The following is a 16,768-nucleotide window of genomic DNA, read 5'->3' on the forward strand; positions in this document are numbered from 1 at the left end:
AAGATCGCCATCGCCGGCAGCGGCTTCTAGCGTGCAGGGTCACTCATCATCCTGGTCCTTGTCCTTGGCGGTCAGCAGCCAGGTGATGAATTCGAAGAAGCCGGCCCAGCGGGCGGGGAGGCGGCCGGCAACGAACGCCTCCCGGTCGCCCAGGTCGAAATCCCAGACGCCGCCGCTGTCCTTGTCCAGCAGGTAGCCGCCTTCACCTTGCAACGAGGTGAAGGCGACGAAGTTCTCTGGCAACTCCCAGACTTCATGAATGAACTCGGTGCACATCAGGATTTCATCACTGGGCCCGTCGATATCCATCAGCACTTCGTAGCTCGCCCGGCTTTCGAAGTCGGCGGGGTGACAGGCCAGATAGATCTGGGCGAACTCGCTGTCCAGGGCAATCCCCAATGTTGCCAACGCTCGGGTGACCTCGGCGGTGTCGGGGCGCGGGCGGAAGCGGGGCTGGGCTTCGATCAGGCTGACCAACTGCTGGGGAATCATGGGGTGTCCTTGCTGATGTGTGGCCACTTGTCCAAGGGCAGGTGGCCCTGCTGCCGGGCAAAGTGTTCCCGGGCCTGGCCCAGGGTTTTGTGGTTGGGTCCGCTCAGCACATCCAGCGCCTGGCTGCCGTCGTCCTCCCAATGGCAGAGGTCGCAGATCTGGTAGTCGCCCCGCGCCGAGAGGGTTCGATAACCGCAGCAGGGGCAGGCCTCCAGGTACTCGATGTCCGCGCTGACGGCGTAGTCGCCCAGCCCGGCTTCGCGCAGGCAGCGCATCAGGTAGTGGTGGGTCACGCCGCGGTATTCGGCGCGCAGGGCGATCAGCAGCAGGGCGTCGTAGCGCGGGGCCTGCGGGTCTTCCGGGGGCTCCGGCTGCGCCCTGAGCTGTTGTTGCAGGCTGGGTGGGAGTGCGGCGAACTCAAGGTCGTCGCTGTCTATTCCCCACCAGTTCAGGAGGTGGGAGGCGCGGGCGGCGGCGTCGAGGCCGGGCAACCGCTGGCGGCTGAGGAGGTCGATGGCGGCGGTGGTGGTCAGTTTTTTCATCGGGCTCGGTGGCAGTGCAAGGGTCATGGCCAGGCCAGGGTCAACTGATCGGGGCGCTCCAGAGGGATCTGCACGCTGACACCGGAGGTCGACTCGGCATAGAGGTGTCGGTCCTGGATCTCGACCCGGTTGAAGGGATTGGTGTCCCTCAGGACCAGCAGCCAGATCAGGGCCTCAGAATCTTTCTCCTGCAATGCCAGGAAACCATCCCCGCCATGCGCGGCACACTCGCCGGCCCGGGCCTGCAAGGCGCCGTTGCCGGCGACGCACAGCGCCAGGGTCGCGAGGCCCTCGCCGTCCTGATGAGCGTCGCAGTCCGAGGCCGGCAGCCACACCTTGTTGATCAGTCGGGGATGCTCATGGGGCAGCTCGAACAGGCAGTAGAAGCCCGAGCCCAGGGCGAGTGAGTTGTCCCTGGGGTAGCGTTCGTCCTGCCATCGTTGCTGGATGAGCTGGCGATCTTCATGGCCGGGCATGTGACATTCCTTGTCCGCTGGGTCGTGCCGCTGTTAGGGCACCAGATAGCCTTTGACCCCGGTGAAGATGATCTGCGCCGCCAGGGCGCAGACGAACAGTCCCATCAGCCGGCTGACGATCTGCAGGCCCTGGTCGCCGAGGATGCGTTCGATGCGGTTGGACAGGTACAGCACCACGCCCACGGTGAGGCTGGCCAGGGCGATGCTGAGAATGGCGGTGAGCTTGTCGTCCCAGTGGGGCTGGCTGACCCCCATCACCAGCAGGGCGCCGATGGTGCCCGGGCCCACGGTCAGGGGAATGGTCAGCGGCACGATGGTCACGTCCTGTTGCACGTTGTCGGTCTGTACCGCCGACTTGCCCTGGGCCATGCCCAGGGCCGAGATGAACAGCACGCTGCCGGCACCGATGCGGAAGGCGTCCACGGTGATGCCGAACACGCTGAAGATCACCCGCCCGAACAGGTACAGCAAGACGCTGGAGACCAGGGTAGCCAGGGCGACTTTCCAGGCCAGGCGTCGGCGCTCCTTGGAGGAGTAGCCGCGGGTCAGGCTGATGAAGCATGAGAGGACGAAGAACGGGCTATAGAGCACCAGCATCTTCAGGTAAACGCTGAACAGCACGTGGAGCATGGCGGGAGCTCACGACTAGGGAGGGCGAGCCAGAGTTTAACAGGCGCCGCGCAGGCTGTCGGCTCAACTGGTGTGCGCGGTGCTGCGCTCGCGCAGGTCGCGCTGGGTGACCCAGTGCTCCACCAGCTCGCGCAGTTGCGACAACTCCACCGGCTTGGCCATGTGCCCGTCCATGCCGGCCTGGCGCGCGCGCTCCTTGTGCTCGGCGAGGATGTGCGCGGTCAGCGCCACCACCGGGGTGCGCACCCGTTGGTTGCCGACTTCCCAGGCCCGCAACTGCTGGGTGGCGGAGAAACCGTCGAGCACCGGCATTTCGCAGTCCATGAGCACCAGGTCGTAGCGCTTGGCCTTCATGGCCTGCAAGGCCTCTTCGCCGTTGCTGGCGGTGTCGGGCTGCAGATTGAGCTTGCCCAGCATGCCGCGGATGACCTTGGTGGAGATGCTGTTGTCTTCGGCCACCAGGATGCTGAAGTCGCTGGGAACGGTGATCGGCGCCGGACCCGGTGCCGGGTTCAGGGGCATGTTGTAGGGCGCGGTGGGGGCCTTGTCGCGTTGGCTGAGCTCGTCGGCCAGAGTGGTCTTGAGGGTGTAGCCGGCCACCGGCTTGGCGAGGATGCGCTTGATCCCGGCATTGCGCGCAATCACCTTGCTCGGCGCGTTGCTGATGCCCGTGAGCATGATCAGCAGGATGTCGTGGTTCAGGCTCGGGTCTTCCTTGATCTTCGCTGCCAGCTGCATGCCGGTCATGCCGGGCATGTTCTGGTCCAGCAGCACCACATCGAAATAGTCCCGCAGGTGCGCCTTGGTCCGCAGCAGGGCCAGGGCTTCCTTGCCCGAAGGCACGGCGCTGACGTTCAGGCCCCAGGCGCTGCATTGCTGCACCAGCACCTTGCGGCAGGTGTCGTTATCGTCCACCACCAGCACCCGCGCGCCCTGCAAGGGGCCGTCGAGGTCGGCGGTGGGATGTTCCAGGCGCTCGGCGTCCAGGGGCAGGGTCAACCACAGGGTGCTGCCCTGGTTGGTGCCGCTCTTGATGCCGAATTCGCCGTGCATCAGCAGGATCAACTGGCGGGCGATCACCAGCCCCAGGTTGCCCCCCAGGCGGGTGGTGGCGAGGAAGTTCTTGCTGTGCAGTTCGGTGTGCAGCAGCGCTTCGCGTTCCTCGGTATCCATGGGCTGGCCGCTGTCTTGTACGGCAATGCGCAGGCGCGGTTTGCTGCTGCGCTCGTCGAGGGCGACGACGATCAGCACTTCGCCTTCGTCGGTCTTCTTCAGGGCGTTTTCCAACAGGCTCAGCAGGGCCTGGCGCAGGCGCGTCGGGTCGCCGCTGATGACCCGCGGCACCTGGGGCTGGATGAAACTGATCAGCTCGACGTTCTGCTGTTCGGCCTTGGCCCGGAAGATACTCAGGCAATCCTCGATCAGGGCGTTGAGGTCGAACTGCACGTCGTCCAGTTCGATCTGCCCGGACTCCAGCTTGGAGATGTCGAGGATCTCGTTGATCAGGGTCAGCAGCTCGTTGCCGGCACTGTGAATGGTCTGCACGTAATCACGCTGCTTGACCGACAGTGGGGTGCCCAGCAGTAACTCGGTCATGCCCAGCACGCCGTTCATCGGCGTACGGATCTCGTGGCTGATCTTGGCCAGGAACTCGGCCTTGGCATTGATCTCGGCGGTGCTGGCGGCCAGGTCGCGGCTGACACTGAAGCGGTTCTCGGTGATGTTGCGCTGGCGCTCGCCCAAGGCAATGCTCATCAGCAACCCGGCGATGCACACCACGCTCAGCAGGGTGACGATCAACCCTTGCGGCGCTACCAGGGTCAGGCCCAGCAGCGCCGGGAGAATCACCAGGGTGCCGAGGTTGAAAATCACCATGGCGGTGACGAACAGCCGGGCCGGACGATAGCCCTGGTGCCAGTGGTAGGCGCCAACGAACAGCATGCTCAGGCCGGCCAGGGCCACCAGGCCGTAGGTGATGATGTTCAGCGGCAGGGTGTTGACGAACAGCAGCAACAGACCGAACAGGCCGATCAGCAGAATATTGCCCAGCAGCAAGCGGTTCAGCGGGTGCGGGCCCAGTGGAGCGAAGAAGCGGTAGGCGAACATCATCCCGCAGGGCGCGGTCAGCAGCAGGGCCACGTAGGCGCCCGGTGTCTGCAACGCTTGCCAGTCCGGTAACCAGGGACCGAGCAGGTTCAGCAGCATCAACAGGCTGAGGGTCAGCAGGCCTTCACAGGCTGCCAGCCACAGGCTGCTGCGTGAACGGGTGTAGGCGAAGCGGGTGAGGTTGTGCAGGATCAGCATCGCCAGGCAGCCGAACAACAGGCCGTAGATCAGTGTCTGGCTCTGGTCGGCGGCGCTCATCACTGCCGATTGCAGGGTGATGTAGGGACGCAGTTCATGTTCGGACACCAGGCGCAGATAGACGTCCAGCGGCTTGGCACTTTGCGGCAGTGGCAGCATGAAGTCGCTGCTGGGCAAAGGCTTTTGGGCTTGCGACTGGCTGGCGCCGGTGTTCACTTGTTCGATCAGCTTGTCGCCGTCGAGCACGTAGAGATTCAGGTGGGACAGGTCGGGGGCGAAGATCCGCAGGATCTGCTCGTGGGTTCCCGGTTGGAGCTTGAAGCGCAACCACAGGGCGCCGTCGGGTTCGGCTGCGGTCAGTTTGTCCAGTTCGATGGGGCTGAATTGGTTGGTGTAGCGCGGGGAGCGGATATCACTGAGCTGCAGGTCGGCCTGTTCGTCGAGCAAAACCGCCCAGCCACTGCCTTGAGCGGCCAGGGCCGGATTCAAGCAGAGCAAGGTCAGCAATGTGACGGTGAAGCCTAGGGCGGTCCTGAGCCAGCGCACGGCGAAATCCCTTCATTGGTTGATGCCTGATTATAACTATGCGCGGCGTGATCACCGCACGGCAAGGGCGCGAGGCCCTTGCCGGGGGGCGCTGGCAGCTTTACTCCTGGCCGCGCTCACGAGCAATGGCACGGTAGCCGATGTCGTTGCGGTAGAAGCAGCCCTGCCAGTCGATCTTGGCCGCCAGGCGGTAGGCTTGTTGCTGGGCGGCATCGACGCTGTCACCCATGGCGGTGGCGCAGAGCACCCGGCCGCCGGAGGTCACGACCTGACCGTCCTTGAGTGCGGTGCCGGCGTGGAACACTTTGCCTTCCAGTGCAGCGGCGGCGTCCAGGCCAGTGATGGCCGCGCCTTTGGCATAGTCGCCAGGATAGCCGCCGGCGGCGAGGACGATGCCCAGGCTTGGACGTGGGTCCCACTGGGCTTCGACCTTGTCCAGGGCCTGGGCCAGGGCGGCTTCCACCAGCAGTACCAGGCTCGATTGCAGGCGCAGCATCACCGGTTGGGTTTCCGGGTCGCCGAAGCGGCAGTTGAACTCGATGACTTTCGGGTTGCCGGCTTTGTCGATCATCAGACCGGCATAGAGGAAGCCGGTGTAGACGTTGCCTTCCTCGGCCATGCCGCGAACGGTGGGCCAGATCACCAGATCCATCACCCGCTGGTGCACTTCTGAAGTGACCACCGGTGCTGGCGAGTAAGCGCCCATGCCACCGGTATTGGGGCCAGTGTCGCCGTCGCCGACGCGTTTGTGGTCCTGGCTGGTGGCCATGGGCAGCACGTTCTTGCCGTCGACCATGACGATGAAGCTGGCTTCCTCGCCGTCGAGGAACTCCTCGATGACCACGCGGGAACCGGCATCACCGAAGGCATTGCCGGCCAGCATGTCACGCACGGCTTCCTCGGCTTCGGCCAGGGTCATGGCGACGATCACGCCTTTACCGGCGGCCAGGCCGTCGGCCTTGATCACGATCGGCGCGCCTTTTTCCCGCAGGTAGGCCAGGGCCGGCTCGATCTCGGTGAAGTTCTGGTAGTCGGCGGTCGGGATCTTGTGGCGTGCCAGGAAGTCCTTGGTGAAGGCTTTCGAGCCTTCCAGCTGCGCGGCGCCGGCAGTCGGACCGAAGCAGTCCAGGCCGCGGGAGCGGAACAGGTCGACCACGCCAGCCACCAGCGGCACTTCCGGACCGACGATGGTCAGGGACACATTCTTCTCGGCGAAATCGGCCAGTTGCTCCAGGGCCAGTACGTCGATGGCGACGTTCTCGCACTTGGCTTCGATGGCGGTACCGGCGTTGCCGGGGGCAACGAATACTTTTTCGACCCGTGGGTCCTGAGCGACTTTCCAGGCCAGGGCGTGTTCGCGACCGCCGCTACCAATGATCAGTACATTCATTTCAAAAACCTCGGATGACGCTAATTCTGTTTTGGAACCTGAAGCGCTGCACGCCTCAGGAGGTTGCAATGACAGAGGTAGATGCAAGGCGGAGCCCACCTCGATGAGCGCAGTTGCCTGTTGGCAATGAGCGTCATCGGGGTGGGCTCCAACGCAGCAGATGCCGGTGTCAGTGCGACCGTTGTCGTATCAGTGACGGAAGTGGCGCATGCCGGTGAACACCATCGCAATGCCAGCCTCGTCAGCTGCGGCAATCACTTCGTTGTCACGCATCGAGCCGCCTGGCTGGATCACTGCAGTGATGCCGACCTTGGCCGCGTTGTCGATGCCGTCACGGAACGGGAAGAAGGCGTCGGAAGCCATCACTGCGCCCTGCACTTGCAGGCCGGCGTGTTCGGCTTTGATCGCAGCGATCCGCGCCGAGTTCACGCGGCTCATCTGGCCAGCGCCGACACCGATGGTCTGGCGGTTCTTGGCGTAGACGATGGCGTTGGATTTGACGTATTTGGCGACTTTCCAAGCGAAGATCAGGTCGTGGATCTCTTGCTCGGTCGGGGCGCGTTTGGTCACGACTTTCAGATCATCGGCGCTGATCATGCCGATATCGCGGCTCTGCACCAGCAGGCCACCGTTGACGCGCTTGTAGTCCCAGGCCGGTACGCGGTCTGCCGACCACTGGCCACAGGCCAGCAGGCGCACGTTGGCTTTGGCGGCGACAATGGCGCGGGCTTCTTCGCTGACGCTCGGGGCGATGATCACTTCGACGAACTGACGCTCGACGATGGCCTTGGCGGTTTCGGCATCCAGTTCGCGGTTGAAGGCGATGATGCCGCCGAAGGCCGATTCGGTGTCGGTGGCGTAGGCCAGTTCGTAGGCCTGGCGGATGCCGCCTTCAGCGTCCGGGCTGACCGCCACGCCGCACGGGTTGGCGTGCTTGACGATGACGCAGGCCGGCTTGACGAAGCTCTTCACGCATTCCAGGGCGGCGTCGGTGTCGGCTACGTTGTTGTAGGACAGCTCCTTGCCTTGCAGCTGGGTGGCGGTGGCGATGCCGACTTCGGCAGGCTTGGCTTCCACGTAGAACGCCGCGCTCTGGTGCGGGTTCTCGCCGTAGCGCATTTCCTGGGCCTTGATGAACTGGCTGTTGAAGGTCCGCGGGAATTCGCTGCGGCCGGATGTCGAGAGGGTCTCGGCGGCCTGGTTCACGGTGCCCATGTAGTTGGCGATCATGCCGTCGTAGGCGGCGGTGTGTTCGAAGGCCTTGAGCATCAGGTCGAAACGCTGGGCGTAGGTCAGGCCGCCGGCCTTGAGGCTTTCCAGGACGCCGGCATAGTCGCTGGCATTGACCACGATGGCCACGTCCTTATGGTTCTTGGCCGCCGAGCGGACCATGGTCGGGCCGCCGATGTCGATGTTCTCGATGGCGGTCGGCAGGTCGCAGCCGGGCTTGGAAATGGTGGCTTCGAAGGGGTAGAGGTTGACCGCCACCAGATCGATGGGCTTGATCCCGTGCTCGTTCATGATGGCGTCGTCGATACCGCGACGACCGAGGATACCGCCGTGGATTTTCGGGTGCAGGGTCTTGACCCGGCCGTCCATCATTTCCGCGAAACCGGTGTAATCCGCGACTTCTACTGCGGCCACGCCGTTGTCCTGCAGCAGTTTGAAGGTCCCGCCGGTGGAGAGGATCTCCACACCGAGGGCTTCCAGCTCCTTGGCGAATTCGAGGATCCCGGTCTTGTCGGAAACACTGATCAAGGCGCGGCGGATCGGCAGGCGGGTAGTCTGGTCGGTCATCTCAATTTCCATCAAAAGCAAAGGAGTCAGCAAAAAAGGCGACCGTTTTTTACGCGGGCGCCTTTCTGGTTTGATTGAATGCTTACAACAAATCGTACTGCTTGAGTTTCTTGCGCAGGGTGCCGCGGTTCAGACCCAGGAGTTCGCTGGCCTTGGTCTGGTTGCCCTTGACGTAGTTCATCACGCTTTCGAGCAACGGAGCCTCGACTTCGGAGAGCACCAGGTTGTACACGTCCGTGACGGCAGCGCCCTCAAGGTGGGCGAAATAATTGTGCAGCGCCTTCTCGACACTCCCGCGAAGGGTCTGGCCTTCTTCGCTGGGGGTATTGAGGTGCTGTTTCAAATTCACGTTGTCGCTCACGGGTGCAGTTCCACTCACTAAAGTCTCGGTCATCATCGTCATGCGGCCACCCCCTCTCCGTCCCCTGTTTCCAGGCTCTTGTAACGTCCGGCAAAGAACTCACGAACGTTGGCGCATTGTGCTTCCGTATCTTCCAAACGATTGAAGTGGGCGCGAAACTCCCTGGCGCCCGGCAGGGTTGCGAGATACCAGCCCACATGCTTGCGCGCAATGCGGACGCCCATGACCTCCCCATAGAAGGCATGCAGCGCGGCCAGGTGCTCTAGCAGAATACGTTCCACCTCGAACAGCTCCGGTGCCGGGAGGGTTTCACCGGTACGCAGGAAGTGTTCGATTTCACGAAAAATCCATGGCCGCCCCTGGGCGGCCCGGCCGATCAACAACCCGTCGGCCCCGGTGGCGTGCAATACCTGCCGGGCCTTCTCGGGCGAGTCGATATCGCCGTTGGCAAAGACCGGAATCGACACCGCCTGCTTGATCGCGGCAATGGTGTCGTACTCGGCTTCACCGGTGTACAGGTCGGCCCGGGTCCGACCGTGGACCGCCAGTGCCGTGATGCCCGCCTGCTCGGCGATCTTCGCCACCGTCAGGCCGTTCTTGTTCTGCCGGTCCCAGCCGGTGCGGATCTTCAGGGTGACCGGTACATCCACTGCGGCCACCACCGCCTGGAGAATCTCGTTGACCAGGGCTTCGTCTTTCAGCAACGCGGAACCGGCAGCCTTGTTGCAGACCTTCTTCGCCGGACAACCCATGTTGATATCAATAATCTGTGCGCCCAACTCGACGTTGGCGCGGGCGGCGTCTGCCAGCATCTGTGCATCGCCACCGGCAATCTGTACCGAGCGTGGCTCGGGATCGCCTTCGTGGATCATGCGCAACCGCGATTTGCGGCTGTTCCACAAGCTCATGTCGCTGGTGACCATTTCCGAGACTACAAGGCCCGCGCCCAACTGCTTGCAAAGCTGACGAAAGGGCTGGTCGGTGACCCCCGCCATCGGGGCGAGAATCAAGCCGTTGTGCAATGTATATGGGCCGATGCGTACCGCCGACATAGGACTTCCCTGTTGTGGGGCCGGATCATGAGAGTTCGAAAAAGGGTTGGCATGATACCCGCTCTCGATGACCGGATAAAGGCTGAATTGGATAAAATCTGAACAGTTCTTCCGTTATCGCCCGGTGATCAATCTGAGCGATACAGTCATAAATCTGTCGTCAATCCAGAGTTGTCCGTTAGTCTGATCAGCCGATTCACTCGGGCGAGTGGAAACTCAGACTGTAGTTCACCGCTTTCGGTCCTGGGTCGAGAATATCCAGGGCGATGTGAATCGGCGTCTGCGGTGGCATTTCCGCCACATCCTGCATCTCGCCGCCCAGGTACTCCCCGGGTTTGAAACTGCGGCTGGCAATCAGGTGGCCGTTGAGGTCGGCGAAGCGCAGCTCCAGCAGAGGGAAGGGTTGGGAGAAGGGCGCGCGGTTATAGATGATGGCGTCCACCACCAGCGCCCCGCTGAATTCCGGGTGGCTGCGCACCACCAGGTTGCTGCTCTTGATTCGGGCGATATCCACCCGGGATGGCACCGTACAGCCGAGCTCCGGGCACAACTCCTGGAACCACGGCCGGTACTGGTCCTGGCGTGCGAGCTCGTCGAAGTGATACGCGACGTATTGGCCGACCAGGCCGCCGGCGGCCAGCAGGATCAGCAGCAGCCAGAGCAGGCGCCGGCCCCAGGGCGAGCGGCGTTTCTGCCAATCGAGGTGGATCGGATCGTCCACCAGGTCCAGCAATACATCCTCCTTGACTCCGGGCTCGCTGCGTTCGCGGCGTTTCTTGCCGGGGGAGGCGGCTGGCGATGGTTCGTCGTGTTCGTCGGCGTCTGTGGACACCTGGGCCTCGAAGGGTTCCAGGTCGTCGTCATGGCGCAGTTTCGGCGTCTTTGGCTCGTCATCCAGATCCGCCAGGTTGAAGGACAGCGAAGGCTCGGTGCGACTGGGGCGGGCCGGCTCGGGGGCGCTGTCGTCCTGATGCGTCTGGGCCTTGAGGGCGGCGGGCTCGGACTCGTCGTGTTCACTGGCGCTGCCGAACAGGCCGTCGGGCCAGTGGGCTTCGTCGGTGCCCTGAGGGTCGCGACGGGCACTGAGGCTGTCTTCCTGGTGTTCGCGTTCCTGGCCAAAGGCCTTGGCCGGCTGGATCTCCCGTTGCTCGAGCTTGGCCAATTCCTCGTCGAGGTCCAGGTGATCCAGGTCCATCTCGGCGGCCGACCATTGTTTCTGGCTGATGGCGCGCTGGGGAGGCGCCGCCGCCGGCGTTGGTGCGGGGGCGGGCGGCTGCTCGGGTTTAGGCGGCGCAGCGGGTGCGGGTGCGGGTGCCGGTTTCGCCGCCGGCCTGGACGTTGCGTTTTCCTTGGCGGCGCGCTGCTCAAGCAACTGCCGCGCGGCGTTGAACACCTGCAGGCAGGAGCCACAGCGAACCACCCCGCGGGCCACGCTCAACTGAGCATGGCTGACACGGAACCTGGTTTGGCAATGCGGGCACTGGGTGACGAAACTGTCGGTCATGCGGCCATCCGGATTATGCAGGCGGCCATTCTAGCGCCGACGGCCGGTGATGCGCACCCAGCCATCGAGGGTGGCGATCGGATCCAGATCGAAGTCCTGGGCATAGGCCGCAGCCACCTCTTCGCCTTGTTCGGCGAGGATGCCGGAGAGTGCCAGGCGTCCTCCGGACTTCACCAGGCCGGACAGTTGCGGGGCCAGGGAGACCAGCGGGCCGGCCAGGATATTGGCCACCAGCACATCGGCCTGTACTTGTGGCAGTTGCTCGGGCAGGTACAGCGGGAACAGTTCGTCGGCAATACCGTTGCGCCCGGCGTTGTCGCGGGAGGCTTCCAGTGCCTGGACATCGATATCGGTGCCGACCGCTTGCTTGGCGCCCAGCAGCAGGGCAGCGATGGCGAGGATTCCCGAGCCGCAACCAAAGTCCAGCACATTGCAGTCCTTGAGGTCCTGGCCGTCCAGCCACTCCAGGCACAGCGCGGTGGTCGGGTGGGTGCCGGTGCCGAAGGCCAGGCCCGGGTCCAGCAGCAGGTTGACCGCGTCAGGCTCCGGTGCGGCGTGCCAGCTTGGAACGATCCACAGGCGCTGGCCGAAACGCATCGGCTGGAAGTTGTCCATCCAGCTGCGTTCCCAGTCCTGGTCCTCGATGACTTCGCTGTGGTGCTCGGGCAACGGGCTGCCGGTCAGCAGTTCCAGGTGAGCGAGCACGCTGGCGGCTTCAGTGCCGCCTTCGAACAGAGCCAGCAAGTGAGTGTGGGACCACAGTGGCGTGGTATTGAGTTCGGGTTCGAAGATCGGCTGATCCTCGGCGTCCATGAAGGTGACCGAGACGGCACCGACTTCAAGAAAAGCGTCTTCATAGGTTTCGGCTTGTTCTGGGCTGATGGCGAGACGGACTTGCAGCCAAGGCATGGCGGGCACCTTTGAAAATATGTGATGTGCAGCCTAGCGGGCCGCGAGAAGCGCGCAAGTTTACGCGAGACGACCCGCAGGAGCGAGGGGGACGCCTAGTTCTTGCTCGCGTTAACGGTTAATCGGGAAATGCATGCAATGGCCGCTGTGCGGTTGGCGGGCAAAGGGGCGCGCAGGGGCAAATGACAGATACGACAAGGCCGCTCGAAAGCGGCCTTGTCGGTGTGGCGAGTGCCGATCAGTGTTGCTCGGCCAGCTTGTGCTCGAGGTAGTGAATGTTCACGCCCCCTTTGCAGAAGCCTTCGTCACGGGTCAGATCGCGGTGCAGCGGGATGTTGGTCTTGATTCCGTCGACGACGATTTCGTCCAGCGCATTGCGCATGCGCGCCATGGCTTCGTCACGGGTCGCCCCGTAGGTGATCAGCTTGCCGATCAACGAATCGTAGTTCGGTGGAACCGCGTAACCGCTGTACAGGTGCGAGTCGACGCGCACGCCGTTGCCGCCCGGAGCATGGAAATGCTTGACCGTGCCTGGGCTTGGCATGAAGGTTTTCGGGTCTTCGGCGTTGATCCGGCATTCCAGGGCGTGACCGCGAATGACCACGTCATCCTGGGTGAACGACAGCTTGTTGCCGGCGGCGATGCTGAGCATCTCCTTGACGATGTCGATACCAGTGACCATTTCCGAAACCGGGTGCTCTACCTGCACGCGAGTGTTCATCTCGATGAAGTAGAAGCGGCCGTTCTCGTAAAGGAACTCGAACGTACCGGCACCGCGGTAGCCGATGTCGATGCACGCCTTGACGCAGCGGGCGAAGACTTCCTGGCGCGCAGTCTCGTCGATGCCCGGTGCCGGCGCTTCTTCGAGGACTTTCTGGTGACGACGCTGCAGCGAGCAGTCGCGGTCGCCCAGGTGGATGGCGTTGCCCTGGCCGTCGGACAGCACCTGGACTTCCACGTGACGTGGGTTGGTCAGGAACTTCTCCAGGTAGACCATCGGGTTGCCAAACGCCGCGCCGGCTTCGGAACGGGTCAGCTTCGCCGAGGCGATCAGGTCTTCTTCCTTGTGCACCACGCGCATGCCGCGACCACCGCCGCCGCCAGCGGCCTTGATGATCACCGGGTAGCCGACTTCACGGCCAATGCGCAGGGCGGTTTCTTCGTCTTCCGGCAGTGGGCCGTCGGAACCTGGAACCGTAGGAACACCTGCCGCGATCATGGCGTGCTTGGCGGAAACCTTGTCGCCCATCAGGCGGATGGTTTCAGCTTTCGGGCCGATGAAGGCGAAACCGGAGTTTTCCACCTGTTCGGCGAAGTCGGCGTTTTCCGCCAGGAAGCCGTAGCCAGGGTGGATTGCCGTAGCGCCAGTGACTTCAGCGGCCGCGATGATGGCCGGAATGTGCAGGTAGGACTGCGCGGCTTGCGCAGGCCCGATGCAGACGGATTCGTCCGCCAGGCCCAGGTGCATCAGCTCCTTGTCGGCCTTGGAGTAGACGGCGACGGTCTTGATCCCCATTTCCTTGCAGGCACGCAGGATCCGCAGGGCGATTTCGCCGCGGTTGGCGATCAGGACTTTTTCCAACTTCGCAGGCTTCAACATCAAAGACTCTCCGCGGTTCAAACGATGGTGAACAGCGGTTGGTCGTACTCAACCGGCTGGCCGTCTTCGACAAGAATGGATTCGATCACACCGCTGGTTTCAGCTTCGATGTGGTTCATCATCTTCATCGCTTCGACGATGCACAGGGTGTCGCCCTTCTTCACGCTCTGGCCGACTTCAACGAAGGCTGGCGAGGTAGGCGAAGACTTGCGGTAGAAAGTACCGACCATTGGCGAGCGGGCCACGGTGCCGTTCAGCGCAGGTGCGGCGGGGGCGGCAGGAGCAGCGGCGGCGGCCGGGGCGGCAGCGGCAGGTGCAGCTACGGGGGCGGCAACCGGAGCCGGTGCGTAGTACTGCTGGGCTGGAGTCTTGCTGTGGCGGCTGATGCGCACGGACTCTTCGCCTTCCTTGATCTCCAACTCGTCGATGCCGGACTCTTCCAGCAGTTCGATCAGTTTCTTAACTTTACGGATATCCATGAATCATCAACTCCCAAGGGTCGGTCAGGGGCGTTTAGCTTGTTGTTCAAGCTGCTCTAGTGCGGCCTCCAGGGCCAGTCGGTAACCGCTGGCGCCAAGGCCGCAGATCACTCCCACCGCAACGTCGGAGAAGTAGGAGTGATGGCGGAAAGGTTCGCGTTTGTGCACGTTGGACAAATGCACTTCGATGAATGGGATGCTCACTGCCAGCAGCGCGTCACGTAATGCGACGCTTGTATGTGTAAAAGCTGCTGGATTGATCAAAATGAAGTCCACGCCTTCATCGCGGGCGGCATGGATACGTTCGATCAATTCGTACTCGGCATTGCTCTGCAGATACTGCAGATGGTGCCCGGCATCACGGGCCCGCTGCTCCAGGTCCTGGTTGATCTGGGCCAGGGTGGTTGCACCGTAGACCCCCGGTTCACGGGTGCCGAGCAGGTTCAGGTTGGGGCCGTGAAGCACCAGTAGGGTGGCCATCGGTTGTTCCTTGTTATCGGGGTGCTGTTGTCAGAACCCGGCGACTATGCCGGAAAGACTTTATGACTGTCCAGTTCTCTGCAATAGCCAGCACGATGACCGATGTTTGCGCAAAATATGTGACCAAGCACTTAAATCCGGTCATTTGCCTGCAGGGTGAGAGCGCTGCACTCCCGGCCAGCCGTTTCGCCGATGATGGGGCGTTTGTCAGGGAAAACCGGGGCACAGGCAGAGCTTAGACGCGGAAGGCTTGCACCGCCGTATGCAATTGTCCCCCGAGGTCCAGCAAGTTCTCGCCCTGGGCCCGGCCTTCGCCAATGCGCAGCAGGTTGTCGCCGCCCAACTGATGGATGCGCTCGCTGTGGTCGCGGATCTCGCTGACCGCGCCGCTTTGCTGGGCGGTGACATCGGCGATGCGCACGGCGGTGTCGGCGATGGTCTGGATCGCCCCGACGATTTCGTCCAGGGCACCGTCGGCGGCCTGGGCCTGGCTGGCGGTGGCTTCGGCGTGTTCCACCTGGGCACGCATGCCTTGCACCGATTGTTGCGCGGCGGCCTGCAGGCCAGCGATCAGGGTCTGGATCTCTGCCGTAGCGCCGGCGGTACGCTGGGCCAGGGAGCGCACTTCTTCGGCGACCACGGCAAAGCCGCGGCCCATCTCTCCGGCGCGGGCGGCTTCGATGGCGGCGTTGAGGGCCAGCAGGTTGGTCTGTTCGGCAATGGAGCGGATCACGGTCAGCACGCCGCCAATGGTGGCGGACTCCTGGGCCAGGTGCTCGATCATCTGCGCGTTGCCCTGTACCTCACCCACCAGGGCGTGCAGCCCGGTCAGGCTCAGGCCTATGACTTTCTGCCCCTGTTGCACCGCAAGGCCAGCGCTGCGGCTGGCATCGGCGGCCTGGCTGGCGTCACCGGCAACCTGCTGGATGGTGGCTTCCAGCTCCCCCAGGGCATCGCGGATTTGCGCGGTATCGCCGGCCTGGCGCTCGGCCCCGCTGTGCAGGCCGCTGCTGAGGTCAGCCAGGGCGCGGCTGCTGCCGGCCACTTGCTCGGCGTTCTGGCGAATGGTGCCCACCAGATCCACCAGGTAGGCCCGCAGGCGGTTGAGGGATTCTTCGATGGCGTGCAGTTCGCGGTTGGTCTTGCCCAGTTGGATCGGTCGGCTGAAGTCGCCTTCGGCCCAGGTCGACAGCGCCGGGGCCAGGTTGGTCAGGACCCGGGCCAGCTTGCGCTGCAAGGTGTCGATGACCAGGGCGATCAGCAGGATCAGGCCGATCATCAGCCCCTGGATCAGCCGTACCTCGCCCTGGATCTGACCGTGCTGGGCCCGCACCGCCGGTTCCAGCTCGGCGATGGCCTGGCGCACGGCGGTGATCTTCAGCAGGGTCGCGGCACTCAGGTCGGCGCGTTTCTGGATCTGCTCGCGGGTGCGCTGCAGTTCCGCCGGGTAGCGGTTGAGCAGGCTGTGGAGTTCGCGCTTGAGGCCGATGCCGGCGTCTTCGGCAGTGGCTTTCTGGGTGTTTTCCAGGCCCATCAGGGCGGCAAAGTCATCGGTGCCCGATTCGCTGCTGGCGGCCACCCCTAATAAAGGCAGGGCTTCGAGCCGGTCGGCCTGGGCCTTGATGTTGTTGACTTCGCGTTCGACATCGGCGGCCAGTTCGCTGCGGCCGCTGCTCACCAACTTGTCCCGGGCCAGGGACAGTTTGCCCAGGTGCTGCGCAGCGGTGAGCAGCAAGGGCAGGTAAGTGGCGCCTTCTGCGGTCTTGGTCCCGCTGGCGTACTGGCTGAGCTGTTCCAGGTTGGCCCCCAGCTCCCGCTCGGCCTGCAGCAGCAGGGCCTGGGGATCGCCGGCCAGCTTGCCCGCGGCCAGCAGGTCGGTCTTGCTGAAGTCATCGAGGCTGGCCAGGCTCGGGCGCAAGCTTTGCGCGAGTTGCGGCGGCAGCTCGGTCAGTTCGCCTTGCACGGCCTCAATGGCCTGGGCTGCGCTACTCAGGCGCAGGGCGTCGCCGCTGGCCAGGTAGTCTTCGATATTGCGCGCTACCTGATTTTGAAACTGCTGGGACAGTCCCAGGTAGCGCTCCATCAGCAGATAGGGGCGCTCCAGGGCTCGTTGTGACCACCAGAGCGTGGCCCCCAGGGCCAGGCAGACGGCAACTAACAGCAGAGTATTGAGATTGGTCAGCAGCTTCAGGCGCATCAGGGCTCT

15 protein-coding genes are annotated in these 16,768 nt (G+C 63.6%); all 15 read right to left on the bottom strand.

Annotated elements, in window-relative coordinates:
- Positions 1 to 39: 39 nt before the first annotated feature.
- A complete protein-coding gene (locus tag ACMGF8_RS08310) occupies positions 40 to 492 on the bottom strand; it encodes an SMI1/KNR4 family protein (RefSeq protein ID WP_102862986.1) in 453 nt (150 codons plus the stop codon).
- Positions 489 to 1,061, bottom strand: coding sequence for a CPCC family cysteine-rich protein (locus tag ACMGF8_RS08315; protein WP_416759243.1), 573 nt, complete (start codon positions 1,059 to 1,061; stop codon positions 489 to 491). Before ACMGF8_RS08315 ends, ACMGF8_RS08310 begins: the two co-directional genes overlap by 4 nt.
- Positions 1,058 to 1,510: a hypothetical protein gene (locus ACMGF8_RS08320; RefSeq protein ID WP_060837336.1), complete on the bottom strand. Its 453-nt coding sequence runs from the start codon at positions 1,508 to 1,510 to the stop codon at positions 1,058 to 1,060. The genes ACMGF8_RS08315 and ACMGF8_RS08320 overlap by 4 nt, the downstream gene beginning before the upstream one ends.
- A gap of 33 nt (positions 1,511 to 1,543) precedes the next feature.
- Positions 1,544 to 2,140, bottom strand: coding sequence for a MarC family protein (locus tag ACMGF8_RS08325; protein WP_060837337.1), 597 nt, complete (start codon positions 2,138 to 2,140; stop codon positions 1,544 to 1,546).
- Between the two features lie 63 nt (positions 2,141 to 2,203).
- Positions 2,204 to 4,990 (bottom strand): hybrid sensor histidine kinase/response regulator, encoded by a 2,787-nt coding sequence (locus ACMGF8_RS08330; protein ID WP_102862989.1) that lies wholly within the window; start codon positions 4,988 to 4,990, stop codon positions 2,204 to 2,206.
- A gap of 100 nt (positions 4,991 to 5,090) precedes the next feature.
- On the bottom strand, positions 5,091 to 6,380 hold the full coding sequence (purD, locus tag ACMGF8_RS08335; RefSeq protein WP_102862990.1) for a phosphoribosylamine--glycine ligase: 1,290 nt from the start codon (positions 6,378 to 6,380) through the stop codon (positions 5,091 to 5,093).
- A 189-nt stretch (positions 6,381 to 6,569) separates the two neighbouring features.
- A complete protein-coding gene (gene purH / locus ACMGF8_RS08340) occupies positions 6,570 to 8,177 on the bottom strand; it encodes a bifunctional phosphoribosylaminoimidazolecarboxamide formyltransferase/IMP cyclohydrolase (RefSeq protein ID WP_102862991.1) in 1,608 nt (535 codons plus the stop codon).
- Between the two features lie 82 nt (positions 8,178 to 8,259).
- Positions 8,260 to 8,580: a DNA-binding transcriptional regulator Fis gene (gene fis / locus ACMGF8_RS08345; protein ID WP_007921650.1), complete on the bottom strand. Its 321-nt coding sequence runs from the start codon at positions 8,578 to 8,580 to the stop codon at positions 8,260 to 8,262.
- Positions 8,577 to 9,590: a tRNA dihydrouridine synthase DusB gene (gene dusB / locus ACMGF8_RS08350; protein ID WP_016968220.1), complete on the bottom strand. Its 1,014-nt coding sequence runs from the start codon at positions 9,588 to 9,590 to the stop codon at positions 8,577 to 8,579. The genes fis and dusB overlap by 4 nt, the downstream gene beginning before the upstream one ends.
- A 196-nt stretch (positions 9,591 to 9,786) precedes the next feature.
- A complete protein-coding gene (locus ACMGF8_RS08355) occupies positions 9,787 to 11,094 on the bottom strand; it encodes a DUF3426 domain-containing protein (RefSeq protein WP_416759247.1) in 1,308 nt (435 codons plus the stop codon).
- A gap of 30 nt (positions 11,095 to 11,124) precedes the next feature.
- Positions 11,125 to 12,003, bottom strand: a complete 879-nt coding sequence (gene prmA, locus ACMGF8_RS08360) for a 50S ribosomal protein L11 methyltransferase (protein ID WP_102862993.1) — start codon at positions 12,001 to 12,003, stop codon at positions 11,125 to 11,127.
- Between the two features lie 238 nt (positions 12,004 to 12,241).
- Entirely contained in the window at positions 12,242 to 13,603 is a 1,362-nt protein-coding gene (gene accC, locus ACMGF8_RS08365) for an acetyl-CoA carboxylase biotin carboxylase subunit (protein WP_015633996.1), read from the bottom strand.
- 17 nt (positions 13,604 to 13,620) lie between these two features.
- Entirely contained in the window at positions 13,621 to 14,082 is a 462-nt protein-coding gene (gene accB, locus ACMGF8_RS08370; protein WP_015633997.1) for an acetyl-CoA carboxylase biotin carboxyl carrier protein, read from the bottom strand.
- Positions 14,083 to 14,106: 24 nt separating this feature from the next.
- On the bottom strand, positions 14,107 to 14,562 hold the full coding sequence (gene aroQ, locus ACMGF8_RS08375; protein ID WP_025130565.1) for a type II 3-dehydroquinate dehydratase: 456 nt from the start codon (positions 14,560 to 14,562) through the stop codon (positions 14,107 to 14,109).
- A gap of 235 nt (positions 14,563 to 14,797) precedes the next feature.
- Positions 14,798 to 16,759: a methyl-accepting chemotaxis protein gene (locus ACMGF8_RS08380; protein WP_207167012.1), complete on the bottom strand. Its 1,962-nt coding sequence runs from the start codon at positions 16,757 to 16,759 to the stop codon at positions 14,798 to 14,800.
- Between the last annotated feature and the right edge of the window lie 9 nt (positions 16,760 to 16,768).

Source organism: Pseudomonas sp. BNK-7, assembly GCF_048072025.1.
Taxonomy (GTDB): domain Bacteria; phylum Pseudomonadota; class Gammaproteobacteria; order Pseudomonadales; family Pseudomonadaceae; genus Aquipseudomonas; species Aquipseudomonas danubii.